Origin of the sequence: Aeromonas piscicola, from assembly GCF_000820005.1 — a bacterium.
Classification (GTDB): domain Bacteria; phylum Pseudomonadota; class Gammaproteobacteria; order Enterobacterales; family Aeromonadaceae; genus Aeromonas; species Aeromonas piscicola.
Map to the genome: position 1 here is coordinate 94,800 of NZ_CDBL01000090.1, position 20,665 is coordinate 115,464.

The 20,665-nt window shown below is 52.7% G+C and carries 17 protein-coding genes and 1 riboswitch; of the genes, 9 read left to right on the forward strand and 8 right to left on the reverse strand.

The window, feature by feature from the left end; genetic code table 11:
• Positions 1 to 66 precede the first annotated feature (66 nt).
• Both leuE and BN1128_RS23830 read left to right on the forward strand, forming a co-directional pair.
• Positions 67 to 705 carry a leucine efflux protein LeuE gene (leuE, locus tag BN1128_RS23825; RefSeq protein ID WP_042873593.1) on the forward strand — a complete coding sequence of 213 codons (639 nt, stop codon included), beginning with the start codon at positions 67 to 69 and terminating at the stop codon, positions 703 to 705.
• A gap of 129 nt (positions 706 to 834) precedes the next feature.
• The gene (locus BN1128_RS23830) at positions 835 to 1,443 is read left to right on the forward strand and encodes a LysM peptidoglycan-binding domain-containing protein (RefSeq protein ID WP_042873596.1); all 609 of its coding nucleotides are present in this window, start codon (positions 835 to 837) and stop codon (positions 1,441 to 1,443) included.
• 51 nt (positions 1,444 to 1,494) lie between these two features.
• Here the strand turns inward: BN1128_RS23830 and BN1128_RS23835 are convergent, their stop codons facing one another.
• The 5 genes from BN1128_RS23835 to ecpA are packed head-to-tail and all read right to left on the reverse strand — an operon-like array spanning position 1,495 to position 7,591.
• Positions 1,495 to 2,172 carry a fimbria/pilus periplasmic chaperone gene (locus BN1128_RS23835; protein ID WP_156140683.1) on the reverse strand — a complete coding sequence of 226 codons (678 nt, stop codon included), beginning with the start codon at positions 2,170 to 2,172 and terminating at the stop codon, positions 1,495 to 1,497.
• Positions 2,173 to 2,176: 4 nt separating this feature from the next.
• Complete coding sequence (locus BN1128_RS23840; protein ID WP_156140685.1) at positions 2,177 to 3,796, reverse strand: hypothetical protein; 1,620 nt, start codon at positions 3,794 to 3,796, stop codon at positions 2,177 to 2,179.
• 21 nt (positions 3,797 to 3,817) lie between these two features.
• On the reverse strand, positions 3,818 to 6,265 hold the full coding sequence (locus BN1128_RS23845) for a fimbrial biogenesis outer membrane usher protein (protein WP_042873600.1): 2,448 nt from the start codon (positions 6,263 to 6,265) through the stop codon (positions 3,818 to 3,820).
• A 36-nt stretch (positions 6,266 to 6,301) separates the two neighbouring features.
• Positions 6,302 to 6,961, reverse strand: a complete 660-nt coding sequence (locus BN1128_RS23850) for an EcpB family pilus assembly chaperone (protein ID WP_042873602.1) — start codon at positions 6,959 to 6,961, stop codon at positions 6,302 to 6,304.
• 57 nt (positions 6,962 to 7,018) lie between these two features.
• On the reverse strand, positions 7,019 to 7,591 hold the full coding sequence (ecpA, locus tag BN1128_RS23855; RefSeq protein ID WP_042873604.1) for a common pilus major fimbrillin subunit EcpA: 573 nt from the start codon (positions 7,589 to 7,591) through the stop codon (positions 7,019 to 7,021).
• Positions 7,592 to 8,161: 570 nt separating this feature from the next.
• Here ecpA and BN1128_RS23860 point away from each other — a divergent pair.
• On the forward strand, positions 8,162 to 8,785 hold the full coding sequence (locus BN1128_RS23860) for a response regulator transcription factor (protein WP_042873606.1): 624 nt from the start codon (positions 8,162 to 8,164) through the stop codon (positions 8,783 to 8,785).
• A 116-nt stretch (positions 8,786 to 8,901) separates the two neighbouring features.
• Positions 8,902 to 12,369, forward strand: a complete 3,468-nt coding sequence (locus tag BN1128_RS23865) for an ATP-binding protein (RefSeq protein WP_167335832.1) — start codon at positions 8,902 to 8,904, stop codon at positions 12,367 to 12,369.
• A 34-nt stretch (positions 12,370 to 12,403) separates the two neighbouring features.
• Here BN1128_RS23865 and BN1128_RS23870 read toward each other — a convergent pair whose 3' ends face one another.
• Positions 12,404 to 12,814: a hypothetical protein gene (locus BN1128_RS23870; protein WP_042873611.1), complete on the reverse strand. Its 411-nt coding sequence runs from the start codon at positions 12,812 to 12,814 to the stop codon at positions 12,404 to 12,406.
• 132 nt (positions 12,815 to 12,946) lie between these two features.
• On the opposite strand from BN1128_RS23870, the gene BN1128_RS23875 reads away from it, so the two are divergent.
• The 5 genes from BN1128_RS23875 to murI all read left to right on the forward strand — a co-directional run bounded on the left by BN1128_RS23875 (position 12,947) and on the right by murI (position 19,731).
• Positions 12,947 to 14,620 (forward strand): sensor histidine kinase, encoded by a 1,674-nt coding sequence (locus BN1128_RS23875; RefSeq protein ID WP_005321693.1) that lies wholly within the window; start codon positions 12,947 to 12,949, stop codon positions 14,618 to 14,620.
• On the forward strand, positions 14,614 to 15,345 hold the full coding sequence (locus BN1128_RS23880) for a LytR/AlgR family response regulator transcription factor (protein WP_042873613.1): 732 nt from the start codon (positions 14,614 to 14,616) through the stop codon (positions 15,343 to 15,345). Before BN1128_RS23875 ends, BN1128_RS23880 begins: the two co-directional genes overlap by 7 nt.
• A gap of 109 nt (positions 15,346 to 15,454) precedes the next feature.
• A complete protein-coding gene (locus BN1128_RS23885) occupies positions 15,455 to 16,645 on the forward strand; it encodes an L-lactate MFS transporter (protein ID WP_042873615.1) in 1,191 nt (396 codons plus the stop codon).
• A 112-nt stretch (positions 16,646 to 16,757) separates the two neighbouring features.
• A riboswitch (cobalamin riboswitch) is annotated at positions 16,758 to 16,935 on the forward strand.
• Between the two features lie 52 nt (positions 16,936 to 16,987).
• Positions 16,988 to 18,823 (forward strand): TonB-dependent receptor domain-containing protein, encoded by a 1,836-nt coding sequence (locus tag BN1128_RS23890; protein WP_042873618.1) that lies wholly within the window; start codon positions 16,988 to 16,990, stop codon positions 18,821 to 18,823.
• Positions 18,824 to 18,939: 116 nt separating this feature from the next.
• Positions 18,940 to 19,731 carry a glutamate racemase gene (murI, locus tag BN1128_RS23895; RefSeq protein ID WP_042873621.1) on the forward strand — a complete coding sequence of 264 codons (792 nt, stop codon included), beginning with the start codon at positions 18,940 to 18,942 and terminating at the stop codon, positions 19,729 to 19,731.
• A gap of 18 nt (positions 19,732 to 19,749) precedes the next feature.
• On the opposite strand, the gene BN1128_RS23900 is transcribed toward murI, so the two are convergent.
• Together BN1128_RS23900 and BN1128_RS26090 are read right to left on the reverse strand one after the other, a co-directional pair.
• Positions 19,750 to 20,241 (reverse strand): RNA recognition motif domain-containing protein, encoded by a 492-nt coding sequence (locus tag BN1128_RS23900; RefSeq protein ID WP_042036224.1) that lies wholly within the window; start codon positions 20,239 to 20,241, stop codon positions 19,750 to 19,752.
• A 224-nt stretch (positions 20,242 to 20,465) separates the two neighbouring features.
• Positions 20,466 to 20,665 (reverse strand): hypothetical protein (locus BN1128_RS26090; protein WP_209428616.1); only part of this gene is annotated, 200 nt, incomplete at its 5' end.

The following is a 20,665-nucleotide window of genomic DNA, read 5'->3' on the forward strand; positions in this document are numbered from 1 at the left end:
GGCGGCGGATTAGTATGGAAATCTTGCCGCAGCGCTAACCGGGTCAGCACCCGCCATGGAGGGAACATGTTCGAAAGTCTCGGAGTCATCAACGTCTGGACCTATCTGGTCGGGCTTTTCTTCATCATCATAGCGCCGGGGCCCAACTCGATTTATGTGCTGCGCACCGGGGCGAGCCGCGGCGTCGGCCCCGGCTACAAGGCGGCCCTCGGGGTTTTCGTCGGCGACGCCATCCTGATCTTCTGCGCCTATCTGGGCATCGCCTCCCTCATCCGCACCACCCCCTTGCTGTTTACCCTGGTGCGCTACCTGGGTGCCCTCTACTTGCTCTATCTGGGGGTGAAGATCCTCCACGCCAACTTCATCGCCAGGCGGGAAGGACAGGCGTCTGTGGTCGAGCACGGCGAGCGTTACTTCACCAAGGCGCTGACCCTGAGCCTCACCAATCCCAAGGCGATCCTGTTTTACGTCTCTTTCTTCGTGCAGTTCATCGATTTCAACTATGCCCACACCTGGCTCTCCTATCTGGTGCTGGCGGGCATGCTGGAGGCCATGAGCTTCGTCTATCTGACCCTGCTGATCTTCGGTGGCACCCTGATGGCCCGCTTCTTCCGCCAGAGACAAACCGCTGCCCGCCTCGGCAATGGCCTCATCGGCCTCTTCTTCATGGGATTTGCGGTGAGGCTGGCGACCCTGTCGTCCTGAGCTTTTTCGATAGCTCTACCTGATGATGCCGGGGACCCGCCGCGTAAGGCCATTCTGAAACTGGCTGGCCACCCTTGTTAGGGGACTGACGACCTGATCCAATAGGGGTTTTTGGATCCCGTTTCACCCATGGTGCGTCAATCTCTACTGCTGCTGGTCATGTTGACCACGACTCCCTTTTCAGTGGCCACTGAAACCTTCTCGTTCCAGAGTTACCAGCAGGGCGTACTGCGCATGACATTGATAAGTCCGAGTCTGGATGGGGAATTGCTGCTGCGCCGTGGTGAACAGTTTGAGCCTCTGAACAACATAGTACTGGAACGGCTTTTCACTTTGCGGGTGGCGCTGCCCTGCCAATGGCTGACAGACGGCAGCATTCTCTATTGGTCTTTACCGGGTCGACCGCTGCTCAGTGCAACCATTCCTGCCCAGTCCTGCGTGACTGCACCTTCGGCGCCACCGCCACTCCCACCGGTTCTGGTATATGAAAAGCAGGGTAAATGTCTGATCGACACAGGTGGGAATACCTTGTGGCGAGTGGCAACCGAGCTTGCCAAACGCAATCGAGCCAGTATCTACCAGAACGTTTACGCCATTTTTGTTACCAATAAACGGGCTTTTGCCGGCGAGGATATCCACCGCTTGCGCAGTCGCAGACTCTATTGCCCCGATCCCGCACTTGTTGCCCATATAGAGCCAGAGCATGCCAGCCGGATATTCAAAGAGACGGTCAGGTAGGTACGGGAGAAGGTGTTCTCTTGACCGCAGTTCTTTAGTCGAGAGCAAGGGTTAATCTGGCCAGCAGTCCTTGCCAACTGCGATGAAGCGTGACTGATAGACGATCAGCTTCTGGTTGCCAGACTGGCTGATCTTGGTGTTGCGATAGGTCTCGCCGGGCAGCAGGTACTTGCTGTCGGCTTCAATGTCAGACTGCTCACAGCCTTGTTTGACCATAAACTCGAAGTAGGTATTGCCGGTGTTGATGATATTCCCTTCTGTCTGATTGAGCTGGTATTGAAAATGGACCTGGCGTGGGCGAACCACCAGAATGGACTGTAGGGCCAGTTTCATCTCTTGGGTCCCAGTGGCTGCAGTTTCTTCCTTCGTCGCCAACTGTGCTGCGGGTGATTCAATGAAGGTCAGCCAATAATATCGCTCCTGATGGTCTGGCTCTCCTTTGTAGAAGACTTTGACATTCTGCTGCTGTCCGTCTCGTAGCACAAACCGCTTTGGTGAATATAAAAGCTCCCCTGCCGGCATGTCTATCGGCAGACCATTTACCGTTGGATTGGTAATTTTTTTAACCTGTACTTCATATATCTTCGTTGTCTCATTGTTGTTGGTGACTGTCTTGGTCAAAAAGTCAATTGAGGGTTCCATTATGGTGGTGGCAGACCCTATATCTATGGCAAAAGTTGGCCAAGAAAAAGCTATTAGTATCAGCGCGTTGAGTAGTTTTCGCATCATATTTTCACTTCCATACGCTTTTCACACTGATGGTACCACTCTGATACACTTCCCCTTCCCACTGCTCCCCCCCAACAGTCTGAGTGACACTCTTGGGTCTGAGGTCAAATAGCAGACTGATGTCATAGAAGCGGATAGCCCCCGCAACACTATCGGATTCTGCCCATGGGATGGATGAGCGAGTTTCAACTATGCCTAATTTCCTTAGGTCCAATGGTGTGCCATCACAATAAACTTGAGCAAAAATATTCTTGAATGAGCCAATTCGGTCAGTGAATTGTATTTTAGCCGGAACTTCAACAGCCATGCTCTGAGTGACATTGTTGGGTGGATAGAAAGTACAGTTTTTATTGAATGGTGAGCCCATATCTTGCCTAACAGATACTTCCAGTGATTCAGAGGGAACACTGGCTGACTCAGTGATCAGATATTCGAATTCGAGTTTGTCGCGGCCCACTGTGCCGCTTTTAACCGGGTGGGTTAGCCCATTTTTTTCTCTGATGGCTACTGACATCTGTCTGCTGGTAAAATTGACATCGGTGGAGCCTTTTATCTCATAGAAGCCGCTGCCCGGATGAAGCTCATTGCTTACAATCAAGCTGAACATGTTGACCAGGCGTCGAGGGGGGGGGATCTTAGAAATCTCTTTTATCACATTCTTTGACATGAAGATATAAACAGCATTTGACTTGTTTAATTGGCTAAAAGGCATCTTGGAGCCCTGCTTATACCAAGTGTTCTTATCGGTGCTTATTTGAAAGTCACTCTGTGAGAGAGAGGCCAATCTACTGTCTTTAATACTGGGTGTGAGCGACAGCATATCGATATTTATAGCTGAGGCCAGAGTCAGTTCATGGGTCAGGAAGCGGCATGCAACACCTTGGTTACCCGCGATCACCGATGATTCACAGTCACGGGAACCGGGTAAAACATAAAATTCACCGCTATTTGAAATCATGATGTCAACGGACACCATGCTGTTATACAGACGAAGATGACCTTCCTTAATAAAGGTGACGCTTTTTTTATGCCAGCGGTTGTTGTTGGCTTCAATATTACTGACTGTTGTGCAGTTGGCGCCGCTTAAGAAAGTCACTGCCCAACAGTAATTTATATTGGTGGTGAATTTATTCCCTACTGGCATTTTATTAAGGTAGTTCATGTACCCTTGGCTTATTCTTGGGTTTATCAGGCGCGCATCCCTATCCTTTGTGTTTAGACGGAATCCGTCCGTTCTAATTAAGGTGTTGCCTGCCTCAAAGATAGATGACTGGCAGCTGCTCTGATATTTCCAGCAATGCAAGCCTAAGTAAGGGGAATTCACCACAGGGTTGTCTTCCCATACCTCTATGTTGTACATAAAACCCCATGGTGCACCCGGGATGGTTCTATCTTCACCATCAGAAAGATATGACAGGCCCCCGTGATCAGGATGAGTTGTAAAGTTACTTGAACCTGTGATTCTAGCTCCATTTGATAGTGCACCAATATAAATATTATCTCTATCCTCCACGGTAATAAATTTGCTTTGCGCAGGTGGCAGAATAGTGACATTGACCGCATGCACAGTCGGCGAGATTAAAAATATAAAAAAAAGAAATAGGCTTGGTCGCTTTATTGTCATCTTGATACCTGTGTAAAGTAATCATCTCATTACGTAACTTTCCAGCCCTTTGCACAGAACATCACCCACCCAGGCTGCTCCTGTGTGACTTGAAAGATCCATATCCGCTTCGCAAAATTTATCGCCATGTTTAAACGTTAGTGTTGGATGATTTTTATCAACATCCAAAGAAAATTCACCGGCGGCATTCGTCATGGCGGTGCCGATATGGTTGTCGATGCGAGCGTTGGCCAGCGGGCTGCCATCCTCGGCCCGCATTACGCCAAAAACGGTGACCATCTCTTTGATGGTGCTGCTTGCATCCAGGGTGGCCACATTGCCGGGAAACAGGACGTAACGCTGTTTGCCGGTATTGATGTCATAGCTGTCTCTGCCCGTCTTGCTGTTAAGGAGTTCGATTTCATACTCCTGATAGGGCTGCAGGGCCAGAAAGGTCTGTTCCCCCAGTAAGGGGTAATCCTGGCCATTGACTTTGGCCAGCATCTGCCCGTCTTGGCCGAGCCCGGTCTGGACGACGATGCCTGAACCTGCGGTACTTTGATGGGAGGCGAGGAGCGATCCATCCGCAGTGATCAGTGCACCACGAGCAATGAGGTTGCCGTTGACATCACCGCTCTCTCCACGCCCCAAGGTCATGGTGCCGCCTATCACTCTGTGCTCGAAACCCAATGTGCCAGAGAGCGCCATATCGCGGTCATCGCTGCCATGCATCATTCTCGATGCGTTAAACGATGCCAAGTTGATGACGCCATCCATACGTTTTTGGTAGTTGAGGTTTGCCGTCGTCTGACCTTGCTCATTGCTGCTCATGCCCAAGCTGAACAGGTTGTCGAACGGGATCGAGTAGTCCAGCGTGATGCTCTTGTTATTGAAGTCATTGAACAGGCTGCCGTCGCTTTGCAGACTGGCACGCAGCGACAAATTGCCGAACCGACCCGCATAGAGGTGCTGGTAGTAATCCATATAACTGCGATCACGGCTCATCTGACTGTCGTGAGTGGTATTGAATGTCAGCTGACCCAAGCCAGTGACCCATCCCCCCAGGTTGAGCGTGATGCCTGCGGAATAAAGCTCGCTCTCGCCGACCGTCAAGGCGTTGCCAGTTTTCAGTTTCTCCTGGCTGACCCAGAGCGAGGCGTTGTCATGGGCTTGTAGCGAGAGGCTGGAAGCAAGGCGCCATGAATGATCGGTGGCCAGCATGCTTTGCAGCTGGGCAGTGATTCGATCGGTTGCCTGCCAGCTTGTACTGGCCTCTCCGACGGCTGCGTCCTTGAAGCCATAGGCGGTGGTGGCCAGTTCGAGCGTCTCCAGTGTGCGGGCCAGCGAGAGGCCAAGCAGGGGAGAATCGCCACCGTCATGAGAGTCTTCCATCACCCCCCCCCACCATTGCCATCCCCACTCCTGGGTGAATCCCATCCTGCTGCCCAGTTTGGTGACACGCTGGGTGCTGGTGTCGGTCAGGCGTCCGTCTACATAGACCTCGACGGTAACGTTATAGACCCCGCTGGGGAAGGATGAGGTATCTATGTTCTGGTTGCCGATCGCTAAGTTTTGCAGGCCAATCAGGCGTCCATCCCGATAGACACGGACTTCGCCGTTGGCTGGCATAAAGACTTGTATCGGGGTGGTGGACTGGTTGGCGTTCTGCTTGCGAGATTGGGCCTGGTTACCATAAGAGGCACCATAAATACGGCCAGTGGTCAAACCTGTCACCACGCCCAATGTTTGCAAATCCCACGTCGACACCATGCCGGCTGCGACGCGACGATCATCGAAATCCCGTTCATACATGGCACGATAGATATCCCCGCTCTGCTCTGGTTCACCGAGGTTATAAAGCGAGGCATTCATGGCTAGGTGATGTGATCCTGCCCCGACCATGCTGTCCAGCTGCAGGAAGTTGGAATCGCTGTGGCCGCCGTTCCTGTTGCGGGCAAATGAGTAACCCAGGTTGTAGCGATGCACCCCTGTCAGCGTATCGACAGTTGGAGTCAAGGTGATGCGATCGTCTTGCTGCTGTGCCCGGCCGAATGCTGATCGGGATACTCTTATGGTCAATAACATGGCAACCAGGTCAAGCTGCATGCTGGCATTGTCATCGATCAGCAAGGTACCGTCCGTAGAAAAGGTGCGCATCTGCTCACTGGCTAGCATGGCGGTCAGCTTGTCGTTCAGCAGGGCCTGTTGTTGGCCGACACTGAAATCAATGTTCAGTAGATGCAGCTTGCCGCCCTGCAGCAGCAAGGTGGCATTGCCGATGGCCTCATCGGTCAGCGTATCAATCTGATGGCCGGCATCTGCATATTGAAGGCGGACGGGCACAGCAAGACCGTCCTGCAGTGCCTGGGCAAAGCTGGCAGGAATGAGAACATTGGCAATGCGCAGTGGTGTCGCAGTGTCGGCGCGAGCCGACATTGCGAGAAAACAGAGCACCACAAGCAGGCCGGAGGCGGCGATCGGAGGGGACATATGGGTTCCACAATCCAAAGCTCAAAAGAATGAGCGTTACTTGACGACCACGAATTCAGGTCCGAGCCAGAGGCCAAGGTGGCTCTTGTCGTGATGGATGTTGACACGCTTGAAGGCCCGGTGTTTGCCCGGCAGGTCGTAATAGGTCTCTTTGCACTGCTCACTTGGTTTGTCGCGGCACACGCCATACGCGACGACCCGGTACGAGGCATTGCCCCGATTGATAAGCTCACCGTTCTGTAATGCGTAATCAAAATGGCTGCGACGTGGGGTGACCACCAGAATGGTGCCAACGATGGCAGATGTGGTGGCAACGGCCTGGCGACGTTCATTGCGCAGCTCATCCATGGACAAGGCCGTATCGTGCCATGTGATGCGGTAGTAGCGCTCCTTGTCGTCTGCCGGTCCTTTATAGAAAAAGCGCCCGTTATTTTTTGCTCTGGCGGGCAACATCATGCGTGCCGGTGAGAGCAGCAGTTCGCCATCCTCCATCGGAACCGCTACACCGTTCTCTTCAGGCGAGGAGATGCGGGAGACGGAGACGGTGACCAGGCGGGCCTGATCGCTATTGTTTTCAATCTCTTTGGATACTTCCTGCACACCGACATCAATAAAGGTGGTGATGCTTCCTACATTGACTGCGTGACTTGCAAGAGGATAAATAAATAGCGGGATAAATAGCATTCTGGTAAGCATGTGCATCATCCTGGATAGAAAAGGGGCCCAAAGGCCCCTTTATGCAGCAAGGCTGGATCAGGACCAGCTGGCGATGAATTCAACGCTGACTTCGCCATTCCACTGACCGTCGGGCAGGATGTCGAAAGCGGCATCAGCACCATTCACAGTGGCTTTCTCGATATTGAAGCTGAAAGCACCCTGTGCAGTGGTACTCTGGGTGTCATCCTTGAAACCGGCCGCCAGCGGAGCGAGGTTGCCTCCTGTAATGCCGGCTGCGCTGTCAATCAAGGTGGTGTAGGCACTGGTGCCAACTGGTGCTCCCTGCCACATGACGCCCACATCGACTGTCGATCCACCGCTCAGGTGGTTGAGAGTGCCGCTCAGCTTTTTGGCTTTCAGGGTAAAGTCGGTGGCACTGGCATCTCCCTTGATGGAGACGTCAAACAGGCCATCAACGGTATTGAACCCCTTGATGCCTTCTGCGTACTGGAATGCCAGACTGCTGAGTGGCGTTACCACAAGCATTGAGGTGGTATCTTTCTTGGCTGTTGCCTTCCAAGTTGCGGTAGCTGTGGGAGCTACAGTGGCTGCGTGTGCGAAGGAGATCCCTGAACTGGCGAGGACCACTGCGATAAGTGCTTTTTTCATTTTTATACCCGATCTATTACATATATCGAATGTAGTAGGGATATAGGGTCATCCATTTACCAGAAATGACGTGCTATCCCTTCCCATACCCTCGTGCTTTGCATGGATTAGCTGTCGTTGAGGATGTTAAGCAGCTAACGTTATTAAGCATAAAGTTTGAGCATCAGGATGACCATAAGAGTCTCTGTAAGAAAATTCTTAACTTGTAGGATGATATAGTTAGAGTTCAGACTTGCTGGTGGCTTTTTGTATTATGTATGCACATGGAATGGTGATGATTATGTACAAACACTGGCAGCAAATGACGCCAATCAATTTGATTGCAACAATTTAGCTACATTTTTTCCGTGTAGGAGTAACCGTTACATTCACTATCTGTTTATGGGCATATGTAATGAGGTTCTGCTCTCCATGTATGTGTGGGGGCGGTAGTGTAGGCACCTTACATTGGTCGTTACTGAGTCGACATATGGTGGTGATTAATGGAAAACGTGTATTTTTTAAAATGTTATCTTTCTCTAGAAGAGAATTTTAAATTTATATATAACAGTATGTGAGTAGGTGGTTTATATGAAAACAGTGCTAATTGTTGATGATCATCCAGCTATAAGAATGGCTGTCAAGATATTGTTGTTGGCAGAGGGTTTTCATATATGCGGTGAAGTTGACAATGGAATTGACGCGCTTCAAGTTGTGAGGGCTTCAATGCCAGATATTGTTGTGCTGGACATAGGGATTCCCAAGCTTGATGGGATCGACGTCATTAATAGAATCAAGAAGAGTAATAGTCAGTCACTCATTGTTGTATTATCCGCCCAAGATGGCAATCACATCATGTCTCGCTGTTTCCAGGCGGGAGCTGATGGATTTATATCAAAGATGGATGACTTAACACTGCTGTGTTCAGCGATCAGATCGTGTCTTGTTGGGAAACGTTACTTTCCTGACGAAATAACATCTGAAGGTAACCGAATTTCAAATGTCAACAGTGATGATGCATTGTTATCATTGTCCGACAGAGAGATGAGCGTTTTTCTTTCCCTATGCAAGGGGTGCAGTAACAAAGAAATTGCAAACAATATGTTGCTGAGTGAAAAGACAATCAGCACCTATAAAAGTCGCGTTATGCGAAAACTGCAAGTAAATAATATGGTAGAACTTATCGAATTTGCGAAACGATACATGGTTATTTGAGGGGAAAGGCAATGACATGCAGAGCGTGGCCTTTATTTTTGTGTTGCATAGTGACATTGTTATCTACTCATGTTGCTTATTCCACTGATACAATGTCAGTATTCTCAAGGGAGTCATTGCCAGATTACCATAAGCTAAATGTGTCCTTAACTGAATCAGAGTCAACGTGGCTAAACAAGAAAAAAAAACTGATATTGGCCGTACCTATTCCTGACAATCCACCGATGGATATCACTCAGCGAGCAAAGATATATGAAGGAGTGACTGCTGATATCATTGGAATATTATCTGGCGTATTGAAGGTGGATATAGTTGCAAAACTGTATCCATCACGAGATGTTGCTATAGAGGCTGTTAGAACAGGTGACGCAGATTTTATTGGGTCATCTAACAGCTATGAGGCTGGCGAGAGACTGGATTTAACAAAACCCTATATTATGGACGAGCCAGCCATATATAAGCGGTTTGGTATTGGTGATGAAGAGATAAAACGTGTTGCTGTTGCGGAATCTTATTTGCCTTTCTCTGAGTTGTTGAGGTATCTACCAGGGGTCAAGGTCGACCTATACTCTTCCAGGTATGCGGCAGTAGCGTCGGTTGCATACGGGAAAGCTGACGCCGTTCTGATAGATATGATTTCAGGGAATTTTATTGTAAATAAATTTCATCAAGATAGCATCCAATTGGTTAGACCAATTTATGCAGATACATCAGGCTTTTCCTTTGGTATTAGGCAAGGTAATGAAGTTTTAAAGAAAATATTAAACACTTCACTGTTATCTATTTCTGACATGCATGTAAGCTCCATCCTGAAGCGCTGGAGTGGTGGTGGCTTATCTATCCATTCTGATGCGATACCATTGACCAAAGAACAGTGGCAAATGGTCAATAAGAGAGATGGGATTAGTATTGCTGTGAACACTCGCACACCACCACTGAGTTTTGTGGATGAAAAGGGTAATTTGCACGGAGTGGTTGCAGATATATCACAGGTGATAAGAGCAAAGCTTGGTATACAAGTAAATATACTGCCGGTGTCGACAACACTGGAGCAGGTAGCCATGGTTGAATCAGGAAATGCCGACCTGATGATCATGACACCTAATGTAGAACGCTTAGAGAAATTCATTTTCACTCGTGCTTTTGCTCTGGACCCATTGGTCTATATTACTCATGAGGATAATAAAGGTGTTGATCCTGAGGCATTACTTAGATTATCCAGAGTTGCTTGGGTAAATGGATTCATTGCGTCAATAGAGGTCAGGCGAAAACTTAAGGCGAGAGATGATGTTTTTTTTGATAGAATTGATGATGCTTTGGCATGCGTGGCAAGAAAAAGATGTGATGTCATCGTCTTGCCACTTCGTGGTGCCAAGTTTTTCATTAATTCTCAGTTTTCAGATTCACTACATATTGCAGGGGAGTTGTTCGATTCGAAACCAATCGGAGCTAGCTTTGCAGCTCTACCCTCACAGTCAGAATTGGTGGCCGTTCTAGACAAGGTATTGGCTCATATCCCGCCAGATGAGTTGGAGGGGTTGGCTACAATGTGGCGTGTCAATGCCAGAAATGAAAATATCACGTGGCAAGGAGTAATTCGTGAGTATGGAGTGATCTTTCTGGTGGTGATAGTCATCTTCTTAGGTGGCTTATTTTGGGGGTTATTGCTGCGTCGTGAGGTAAAGCAGCGTCAGGCCGCGGAAGTCGCTTTGGGAACACAGCTTAAATTTGTTGAAGAGCTGGTTGAAAGTACTCCTCATCCAATATATGCCAGAGGGCGGGATGGCAGAATAATTCTATGCAATGATAGTTACGCAAATTTCTTAAATATTAGCAAAAGTGATTTGATGGGTTCTACCTTGTCAGACATTGAAGATATTTGTCCTGCTATTAAATTACTGAACGATATCTTCTTAAAAACACTTGATTATGGGCTTCCACGAGATGGTGATTATCGATTGACCTTGCCGCATGGTGAGATTGATATATATCATTGGCTGCAGGTATACCGTGATTTATCGGGAGAGATACAGGGTGTTGTCGGTGGTTGGATCGACATTAGCGAGCGAATGTCACTGCTTCACGAGTTGGCTGAGGCCAGTCGTGCCAAGTCGACATTCTTGGCGACAATGAGCCATGAGATTCGAACTCCCATGAATGCCATTATCGGTTTGCTTGAATTGACCCTACGTAAAGGCGGACTGAATGACGACGATAGGGGCGCTATTCAGGTAGTCTATCAATCGTCCAATGACTTGTTGGGGCTAATTGGTGATATTCTTGATCTCTCCAAAATAGAATCTGGCAAGCTTGAGTTGTCGCCATCCCCTCATCGAATTAGTGAGTTGGGTAGAGCAGTCATCAATGTTTTTTCTGCAGTTGCTCGCCAGAAAGGTTTGACCTTGACCCTGACCTGTCAAGGTGATGTGACAGTGTTGGTGGATCCTATCCGGTATAAGCAAATCCTTTCCAATCTGGTTAGCAACGCCATTAAATTTACCCGAAAGGGAGGCGTTGATCTGGCTGTGGAGTGTGACGTAGCAGGTTCATGGTGCGATGTGAGGGTGAGGGTAACGGACAGTGGTATCGGTATTAGCAAACAGGATCTGAAGCTGCTTTTTCAGCCCTTCACCCAGGCAAGTCAGCCCACGGATATACAGAAGTCCGGCACCGGCCTCGGGTTGATGATCAGCCGAACGCTTTGCCAGATGATGGGAGGGGAGTTGTACATTGACAGCGAAATTGGGCAAGGAACAACGGTATCTGTGCACCTCAAGCTACCATTTGTGAATGTCTTGCCAATGTCCGGCAATGAGAGCAAGCATGTGAGCGAAGAGCCATCTGAAGTTCAGGGGTATCAGGTTTTAATTGTCGATGATCATCCCACCAACCGTCTATTGGTCACTCAACAGCTGGCTTTTCTTGGACATGAGGTGCAGGCAGTTGATTCAGGTAGAGCGGCGCTGCAGCATTTAATGACACAGAGCACAGATATCATCATCACCGACTTCAATATGCCTGATATTGACGGGCTGGAATTCACAACCCGTTATCGCCAACAGGAGCATGATGAACGCCGTGAACGTGCCATTATCATCGGTTTGACGGCCGATGCCCGCCAGGAGCAGATCCAGAGGGCGATGGAGGCAGGTATGGACGACTGCTTGTTCAAGCCAGTCAGTCTGGATGAGTTGAGGCAATGCATCTCGATCCACACAACGGGCTATGTTGATACACTACCTGCTGAAATTGCTAATAATATCAATCAAAGACTGGGGCCATTGACGGCAGGTAAGCCTGAAATCGCAGCGCCTTTGTTGATGGAGTTTCTGCGGGCTGCGGATGATGACCTGGCCGCCCTCGCAAAGGCCAGCCAGACAGGGGACAACCAGGCTTTTCTAGCCAATTTACACCGTCTCAAGGGCGGTGCCCGTATCATAGGTGCAGATGGATTGGTCGCGTGCTGCATTGCCTGGGAACAATCTTCCCGATTACCTCTGTGTATGCCAAGTGCCCTTCGACAGGTGCAGCATATGTACCAACAGCTTCAGGAGGGGATTCGCTATTGGGAGAAAATGACGTGAAGGGGGGATTTGCGCCCCCTCCATTCAGCTCAAGTCATGAACGCCAGTAGGTAATCAGTTCGTACCCGCTTTCGATGACGCTCTCTGTTTGTTGGGCATGTTGGTGATAGCCAAGGTAATAGTGTTCAGTGATTGGCAGCATTTGATAATGACTAGTTAGGGTCTTGCCGTTGAGGATGACATCAGGGGTTCCGGCTGCCACGTTAATCGCTCTGGCTTTCAGCATGAGCCCTGAATCCGATACGGTTAGTTTGGCGGCCAATACCTGTTCTGCTGGATTGGCGGTGGAGATTACTTGTTGTCCCGGATGCTGCAAGCTGACTGATGATTGGCTGTATTTGCTGGCGCTCGCCTGCCAACTCACTGTCTTGCCCACCGTCTGGGCATGGGGGGCGACAGGGATGAGTAGTGCAGGAAGCACAAGCAGAAAAATGTGTGTTTTCATGATTTACCCTCTCTTGTTTGGGCCCCGAATGGGATCAATTTCTCTATCGGCGCGCATTAGAAAAAGCTTAGACCGACCTTGAGTGGCACAATGCACAGCTTTGGTTTTTTGTATGCAAGAGAGGTGCGGGTGTTGCTCGAAAATCAGATGATGTTGTTGGCGGTGTTTGAACGGGCGGCGCTGATGCTGATGACCTTGTTCTTTCTGACCCGTACAAGACCGTTCCAGCGGTTGTTCCAGAAGCGTGATCACACCCCGGCCGAGCTGGTGCTGGTCGCCTCCATCTTCGGCCTGTTCGCCGTGTTCAGTACCTATACCGGCATTCCGGTGGAGGGGGCGCTGATCAACGTGCGGATCATCGCCATCATCTCGGGCGGTATCCTGTTCGGCCCCTGGGTCGGCATTCCGGCCGGGGTCATCTCGGGCCTGCACCGCTACCTCATCGACATGGATGGTCACACCTCGATCCCCTGTCTCATTGCCAGCATCATTGCCGGTCTGCTCGCCACCTGGTTGCACCTGCGCTGCCGCAAGTCGCGACTCTGGCTCTACGGCATACTGGCGGGCATGTTGTGCGAGGGGCTGACCATGTTGCTGATATGGCTGCTGACCGAACCTCATGAGGTGGGGGTGGAGATCGTCAGCCACATCGCCTATCCGATGATCGCCGGGGCGCTCTGCATCGGGCTCATCATCAAGCTGGTGCAGGATCTGGATGACGAGAAGGAGCTGATTGCCGCCAAGCAGGCCAAGCTGGCGCTGGATATCGCCAACAAGACGCTGCCCTTCTTCCAGAAGGTCGATCGCCACTCCCTTGGCCAGGTGTGCGGCGTCATCTGTAACGAGATCCATGCCGATGCGGTGGCCATCACAGATACCCGCGACGTACTGGCCTATGTGGGGGTGGGCAAGGATTACTACGAGCTGGACGAGCACCACGCCATCAGCGACATGACCCAGCGGGCCGTGTTGCTGGACCAGATCATCATCAACAACGATCTGCGCCAGTATCACCTCTCCGATTTTCACTCTGTCATCATTATTCCGCTGCGGGAAAACGGCGCCGTCAGCGGCACCCTCAAGATCTACTATCGCCGCACTCACAGCATTACCAGTTCTCTGCGAGAGATGGCGGTGGGCCTCTCCCAGCTCATCTCCACCCAGATGGAGGTGTCGCGCATTGAGCAGTTGAAAGAGATGACCCGCAAGGCGGAGTTCACCGCCCTGCAGAGCAAGATCAACCCGCACTTCCTGTTCAATGCCCTCAACGCCATCTCATCCTTGATCCGCATACGCCCCCAGCAGGCGCGCCAGCTCATTGCCAATCTGGCGGACTATCTGCGCTACAACCTCAACAAGGGGGACGAGCTCATCGACATTCAGGAGGAGCTGCAGCAGGTGCGCGATTACATCGCCATAGAGCAGGCCCGCTTCGGCGACAAACTGGAGGTGGTGTTCGAGGTGGATGACGTCCACATCCAGGTGCCGAGCCTGCTGTTGCAGCCGCTGGTGGAAAACGCCATTCTGCACGGCATCCAGCCCCGCAGCGCCCCGGGCCGGGTCACCATCGAGGTGAAACAGCTGGCGGGGGGGATTCGGGTGGCTGTGCGCGATACAGGTTACGGCATCAGTCAGGCTGTGATCGACGGCGTGGCCGCCGGTCGGGTGGAGAGCCGCAGCATAGGCCTGATGAACGTTCATCAGCGGGTCAAGCTGTTGTACGGTGACGGCCTGCAGCTAAGGCGGCTGGAACCGGGTACTGAAGTCTGTTTCTATCTGCCGGATCAGGAGGCGATGCCATGTTGAAAGCCATTATTGTCGAAGATGAATATCTGGCCCGGGAGGAGTTGGCCTATCTGGTGGGCCAGCATAGCCAGATCGAGATAGTGGCGAGTTTCGAGGACGGACTGGAGGCGTTCAAATACTTGCAGGATCACGAGGTGGACGTGGTGTTTCTGGATATCCAGATCCCCTCCATTGATGGCCTGCTGCTGGCCAAGAACCTGCACAAGTCGAGCCATCCGCCCCACATCGTCTTCGTCACCGCCTACAAGGAGTTTGCGGTGGAAGCGTTCGAGCTGGAGGCGTTCGACTATATCCTCAAGCCCTACAACGAGCCGCGCATCATCAATCTGCTGCAAAAGCTCGAGCTGGCGGGCAAGTCTCCGCCGGTGCAGGGGGGCGAGGGGAGCAGCCCGCAGAATCGCACCGTCAATCTGGTGAAGGGGGAGCGCATCATAGTCACCCCCTGCGAGCAGATTTACTATGCGGAAGCGGACGAAAAGCTGACCTATGTCTACACCCGCACCGATCGTTACGTGATGACCATGACCATCAGCGAGTTTGTCAGCCGGCTGCCTGCGGAGGGCTTCTTCCGTTGCCACAGATCCTACTGCGTCAACATCAACAAGATCCGCGAGATAGTGCCCTGGTTCAACAGCACCTATCTCATCCGGCTCCATGATCTGCCGTTCGAGGTGCCGGTCAGTCGCAGCAACATCAAGGCGTTCCGTCAGCTGATGCGGCTCTGATTGTCATTCATTCCTGCCGATCTGCATTTCATGCCTTAATCGGCTGGCACGAGTTGCGTCTTGCCTATAGTGGCCTCAATTTCCTTAAGGCCATCGACCGAGACGCATCATGACCAAAGAGATGAATCGCACCCGCTATCTGACCCTGATAGGTACCATCATTACCCAGTTTGCGCTGGGTTCCGTCTACACCTGGAGCCTGTTCAACGCCCAGCTCTCCGACAAGCTGGACGAGCCGGTCAGCCAGGTGGCGTTTGCCTTCGGTCTGCTCAGCCTGTCGCTGGCGGTCGCCTCTTCCATGGCGGGCAAGCTGCAGGAGCGGTTCGGGGTGCGCAATGTCACCCTGGGCGCCGGCGTGCTGCTCGGCATCGGCTTCTTCCTCACCGCCCACGCCAGCAATCTGGCCATGCTCTACCTCTGCGCCGGTATTCTGGTGGGGTTTGCCGACGGTACCGGCTACCTGATGACGCTCTCCAACTGCGTGAAGTGGTTCCCGGAGCGAAAGGGGCTCATCTCCGCCTGCTCCATCGGTGCCTATGGCCTGGGCAGCCTCGGCTTCAAGTACATCAACCTGCTGCTGCTCTCCAACAACGGCCTGGAAGCGACCTTCCAGCTGTGGGGATTGATCGCCATGTCCATGGTGCTGGTGGGTGGCATGCTGATGAAGGATGCACCCAAGCAGGCCGCTTCGGCGCAGCAGACCGAGAGCCGTGATTTCACCCTGGCCGAGGCGATGCGCAAACCGCAGTACTGGATGCTGGCGCTGATGTTCCTCACCGCCTGCATGAGCGGCCTCTACGTCATCGGCGTGGCCAAGGATATAGGCGAGAACATGGTGGGTCTGTCGACTGCGGTTGCCGCTAATGCGGTCGCCATCATCGCCATGGCCAACCTGGGTGGTCGACTGGTATTGGGTATTCTGTCTGACAAGATGTCCCGCATCCGGGTCATCACCATAGCCCAGCTGATCACGCTCGGTGGCATGGGATTGCTGCTGTTCGTGCCGCTCAATGCCAACCTCTTCTTCGTGGCGGTGGCCTGTGTGGCCTTCAGCTTCGGTGGCACCATCACCGTCTACCCCTCGCTGGTGAGTGACTTCTTCGGTCTCAACAACCTGACCAAGAACTACGGCGTCATCTACTTGGGCTTCGGTCTGGGCAGTATCATTGGCTCCATCGTGGCCTCCCTGTTTGGCGGCTTCATGGCGACCTTCAACCTGATCCTGGTGCTGATGGTGGTGGCGCTGGTGCTCTCCCTCACCATACGTCTGCCGGCTCCCAAGCCGCTCTGCACCGATTGAGGGTTTTCCTCGCTCGATGACGACATGAAACCTGAGCCCGGTGGGCTCAGGTTTTTCTTTCATCAAAAGACGTATAGATGGCTAAATATCTATACTCTTGTGCCGCCCTTTCCTATAATCCCCCCGCTTTGGCGCATCATGCTTAATAGGGAATCCGGTGAAAATCCGGAGCTGGCGCGCAGCGGTAAGGGGGAACGAAGCGACATCAGGGCACTGCCGTCAGGTGGGAAGCCGTCGCCGTAGGCCATCAGCCCCCCAGCCCGAAGACCTGCCAAAGTTCGTATTTCGGGCCGAGAGAAACCGGCCACGAAGTAGATGCTTACGCGAACTTAAGGATCTCTCATGTCCAAGAAATTATTGGTGGCTGCCCTGTTGCCAACGGCGGCTTTCGCCCAGACGACCATCCCCGTCAATCCTACTCTGGTGATCACCGCCAACCGGGTGGAACAACCCATCAGCACAGTTCTGGCACCCGTTGTGGTGATCGATCGCGCCGAGATCGAATCCCGTCAGGTGCAGAGCCTGCCAGCATTGTTGAAGACGCTGCCAGGTGTGCAGATCACCACGCTGGGTGGGCGAGGGCACATGAGCAGCCTGTTCATCCGCGGTACCAACTCCAACCATTCGCTGGTGCTGATGAATGGGCGCCCCATCGCCGCCATGGTGGCCGGCACACCAGACCTCAGCCAAATTCCGCTGGGCAACATAGAGCGCATCGAGTACATCCGTGGTCCGCGCGCTGCTGTCTATGGCGCGGATGCCATCGGCGGCGTCATCAACCTCATCACCAAAACCTCCGCCAAGAATGGCAGCGAGACCCATCTGAAGGGTGGTGTGGGCAGCAATGGTTACGGCCAGGGTCAGGTGCGTACCGTGCAGGCCCTGGGTCAGCAGACCGACATGAATATGATGATCGGCTACGAGCGCACCGATGGTTTCGATGTGGTGGCCAATGCCCAGCAGCCGGATCGGGATGGCTTCGACAGTCTGAACGGCCAGATCGGGCTGAATCATGCCTTCAATGATGCCTGGAGTGCGGACTTCAACGCCCAGGGTTATGACAACCAGACCGAGATGGATGATGCCTATCAGTCGGCCGATCAGAGCCGGGTACAGGCCTTCCAGTATGATGGCGGTCTCAAGTTCCAGAGCGAGACGCTGACCAGCCGACTGGAAGCCAGCTATGGCGAGAACAAGTTGAAGAGCTGGCTGGAGAGCAAGGGAGAATCCAGCGCCCAGCCGATCCACACCGGCTTGACCCGATTCTCCTGGATCAACAGCTGGAGCGGCGTCGAGGGGCTCAACCTGACCGGTGGCGCCGACTGGCAGCAGGAGCAGTTGAAATCCGACTCGCGTAGCTCTGGTCAGGCGTTCAATGCCCCCGATCGCGACAACACGGGTCTGTTCGCGGTGGGCAGCTATCGCTGGCAGGCCCTGCTGTGGGAGCTTTCGGGTCGCACCGATGACAACGAGCAGTATGGCCGTCACAACACCTGGTCCGCCGCCAGCGGGCTGGACATAGATGACAACCACAATGTGCGGTTGAGCTATGGCACAGGCTTCAAGGCGCCGACCTTCCTCGACCTCTACTATCCCGGTTATGAGAATCCGGATCTGAAACCGGAAGAGAGCAAGAACCTGGAGCTGGGCTTCACAGGTCGTTATACCGGTTGGGACTGGTCGTTGAATCTGTATCGCAACCAGATCCAGAACCTGATCGCCTGCCAGAGTGCGTTCTCCACCTGCAAACCGGACAACACGGATGCCGAGATCCGCGGCGTGGAAGTGGCGCTGGGTCTGGAAACCGGACCGCTCCATCATGACCTGAGCTTCGATTACACCAAGACCGAAGACAAGAACGATGGTGACCAGCAACTGCTGCGTCGTGCCAAGCAGAAGGCCAGCTGGCTGACCCAGGTGCAGTTGGGCCAGGTCGATCTCTCAACCGAACTGCTCTATGTGGGCAAGCGGGATGACAAGAACTTCAGCAGCTTCCCGGCAGAGCGGGTGGAACTGGGTTCCTACACCCTGATCAATCTGGGGGCCAGCTATGGGGTGACGCCTCAGCTCACGCTGGGCGGCCGCATAGACAACCTGTTCGATCGCGACTATGCCCCGGCCTATGGCTACGCATCGGCGGGTACCGAGTTCAAGCTGACTGCGGACTACCGCCTCTGATCGCCAGCGCTGCTATATATAGAAGAGAAAAAGCGAGGCCCTGCCATGTGCAGGGCCTTTTCTATTGGCGGCAGGCGGGAGTATGATCGCCGCCTTGCACCAAAGGGGGAGGCCAGGTGGCCAATATTCTAGTGTTCGACTCCGGCATGGGTGGTTTGACCATCTATCGCGAGATCCGCCGTGCGCTGCCGGCACACAACTACTTCTATTGTTTCGACAACGCCAACTTCCCCTATGGTGAGCTGAGCGAGTCAGCGTTGATTACTGCCTGCACCCGTCTGGTCAGTCACATGGTGGCCAGGCATGCCATCGATCTGGTGGTGATTGCCTGCAACACGGCCAGCACCATAGCCCTGCCATCTTTGCGTGCCGCCCTGACCATTCCGGTTGTCGGCGTGGTGCCTGCCATCAAACCGGCTGCCGCCTTGACCCGAAATGGGTGTATCGGTCTGCTGGCGACCCCGGGCACCGTCAGCCGTGAATATACTCACCACCTCATTACCCAGTTTGCCCCGGGCAAGCGGGTGTTGCTCAAGGGGGCGACTGAACTGGTGATCGAAGCCGAGCATAAGCTGGCGGGACGGCCGGTAAACATGGCGCTGTTGCAGGAGGTGCTGGCGGACTGGATGGAAGGGGAGGAAAGGCCGGATACCCTGGTGCTGGGTTGCACCCACTTCCCGCTACTCAATGACGAGATCCGGCAGTTGATGCCAGGATGTCAGCTGGTGGATTCAGGGAACGCCGTGGCAAGACGGGTGGCACATCTATTAACTACCGTTGCTGAGCAGCCTTCCCTGACTGCGGCGCAGGCCAAGGCTTATTGCACCCGACTGGATGCAGAAGCTCAAAAACTGACAGCCCCCTTGCAAGCTTGGGGGCTGTCATCACTCGAAGAGGTTCGGTACTAGTTCGTGACCGCCAAGGGATCAGGCGTCGACCTCGCTCCCTTCCCTCTCATCTTTATCCCGCTTGTCATTGGCTTCGCGTACCTTGAGGGTGCGCTGCTGATACTCCTTGTCATTGAGCGCCGTGATTGCCTTGGCTGCATCGGCGGCGGGCATCTCCACAAAACCAAATCCTCTGCGCTTGCCGGTAGCCTTGTCCTTCATCAAACGGACAGAGATCACCTGGCCTTGTTCGGCAAACAGCTCGCGTACGGCAATCTCGTTGGCGCGATAGGGCAGGTTGCCTACATATAAGGTGCAAGTCTCTTGGCCGGAGACCAGTTCGGCCGTGGCGGCAGGTGTCCGCTTAAGGAGCAGCGGCACGATGAAACCACCAATGGCCAGACCCACAGCAAAAATCACTTCGGCTTTCAAAGAAAACTGCAGAGCCTGGGCAACCAGATAACCAACCAGCGCCAATACCAGGGCAAGGATGGCCGCCTGCACATAAACGGGAAACTTGGATAAATTCATCTTTAAAGACCTTTTGTAAATGAAAGCAAAAAAGGTGCAACACTCTATTCACCTCCATGGTAACCAGCTTTCCAGCCGGGCGCTACCATGGACCACTTGGGACACATTATCCGTTCCAGTATGGCATCCCTTAATGGGGGAAGACCCACTTAAATGATGATAAAACAGGACTGAAATCATCGGCTTGTGGATAACACTGTATATATACACTGAGTAAGCTGTTTCTAATTGGATATTTTGAAGTTTCCGTGACTTTCTTCAAAAAAAGCCTTGTCATCGCGGTGCCGCTCCCTATAATGCGCCCCTACCAGCACGGCGGAACACGCCAACCTGATGAGCCAGCTTCCTTGTGAAGCAGGCGCCGAAAGAAAAGCGAAAACAATCGCTTGACTTTCGAAGTGAGAAGCGTAATATGCGCCTCCTC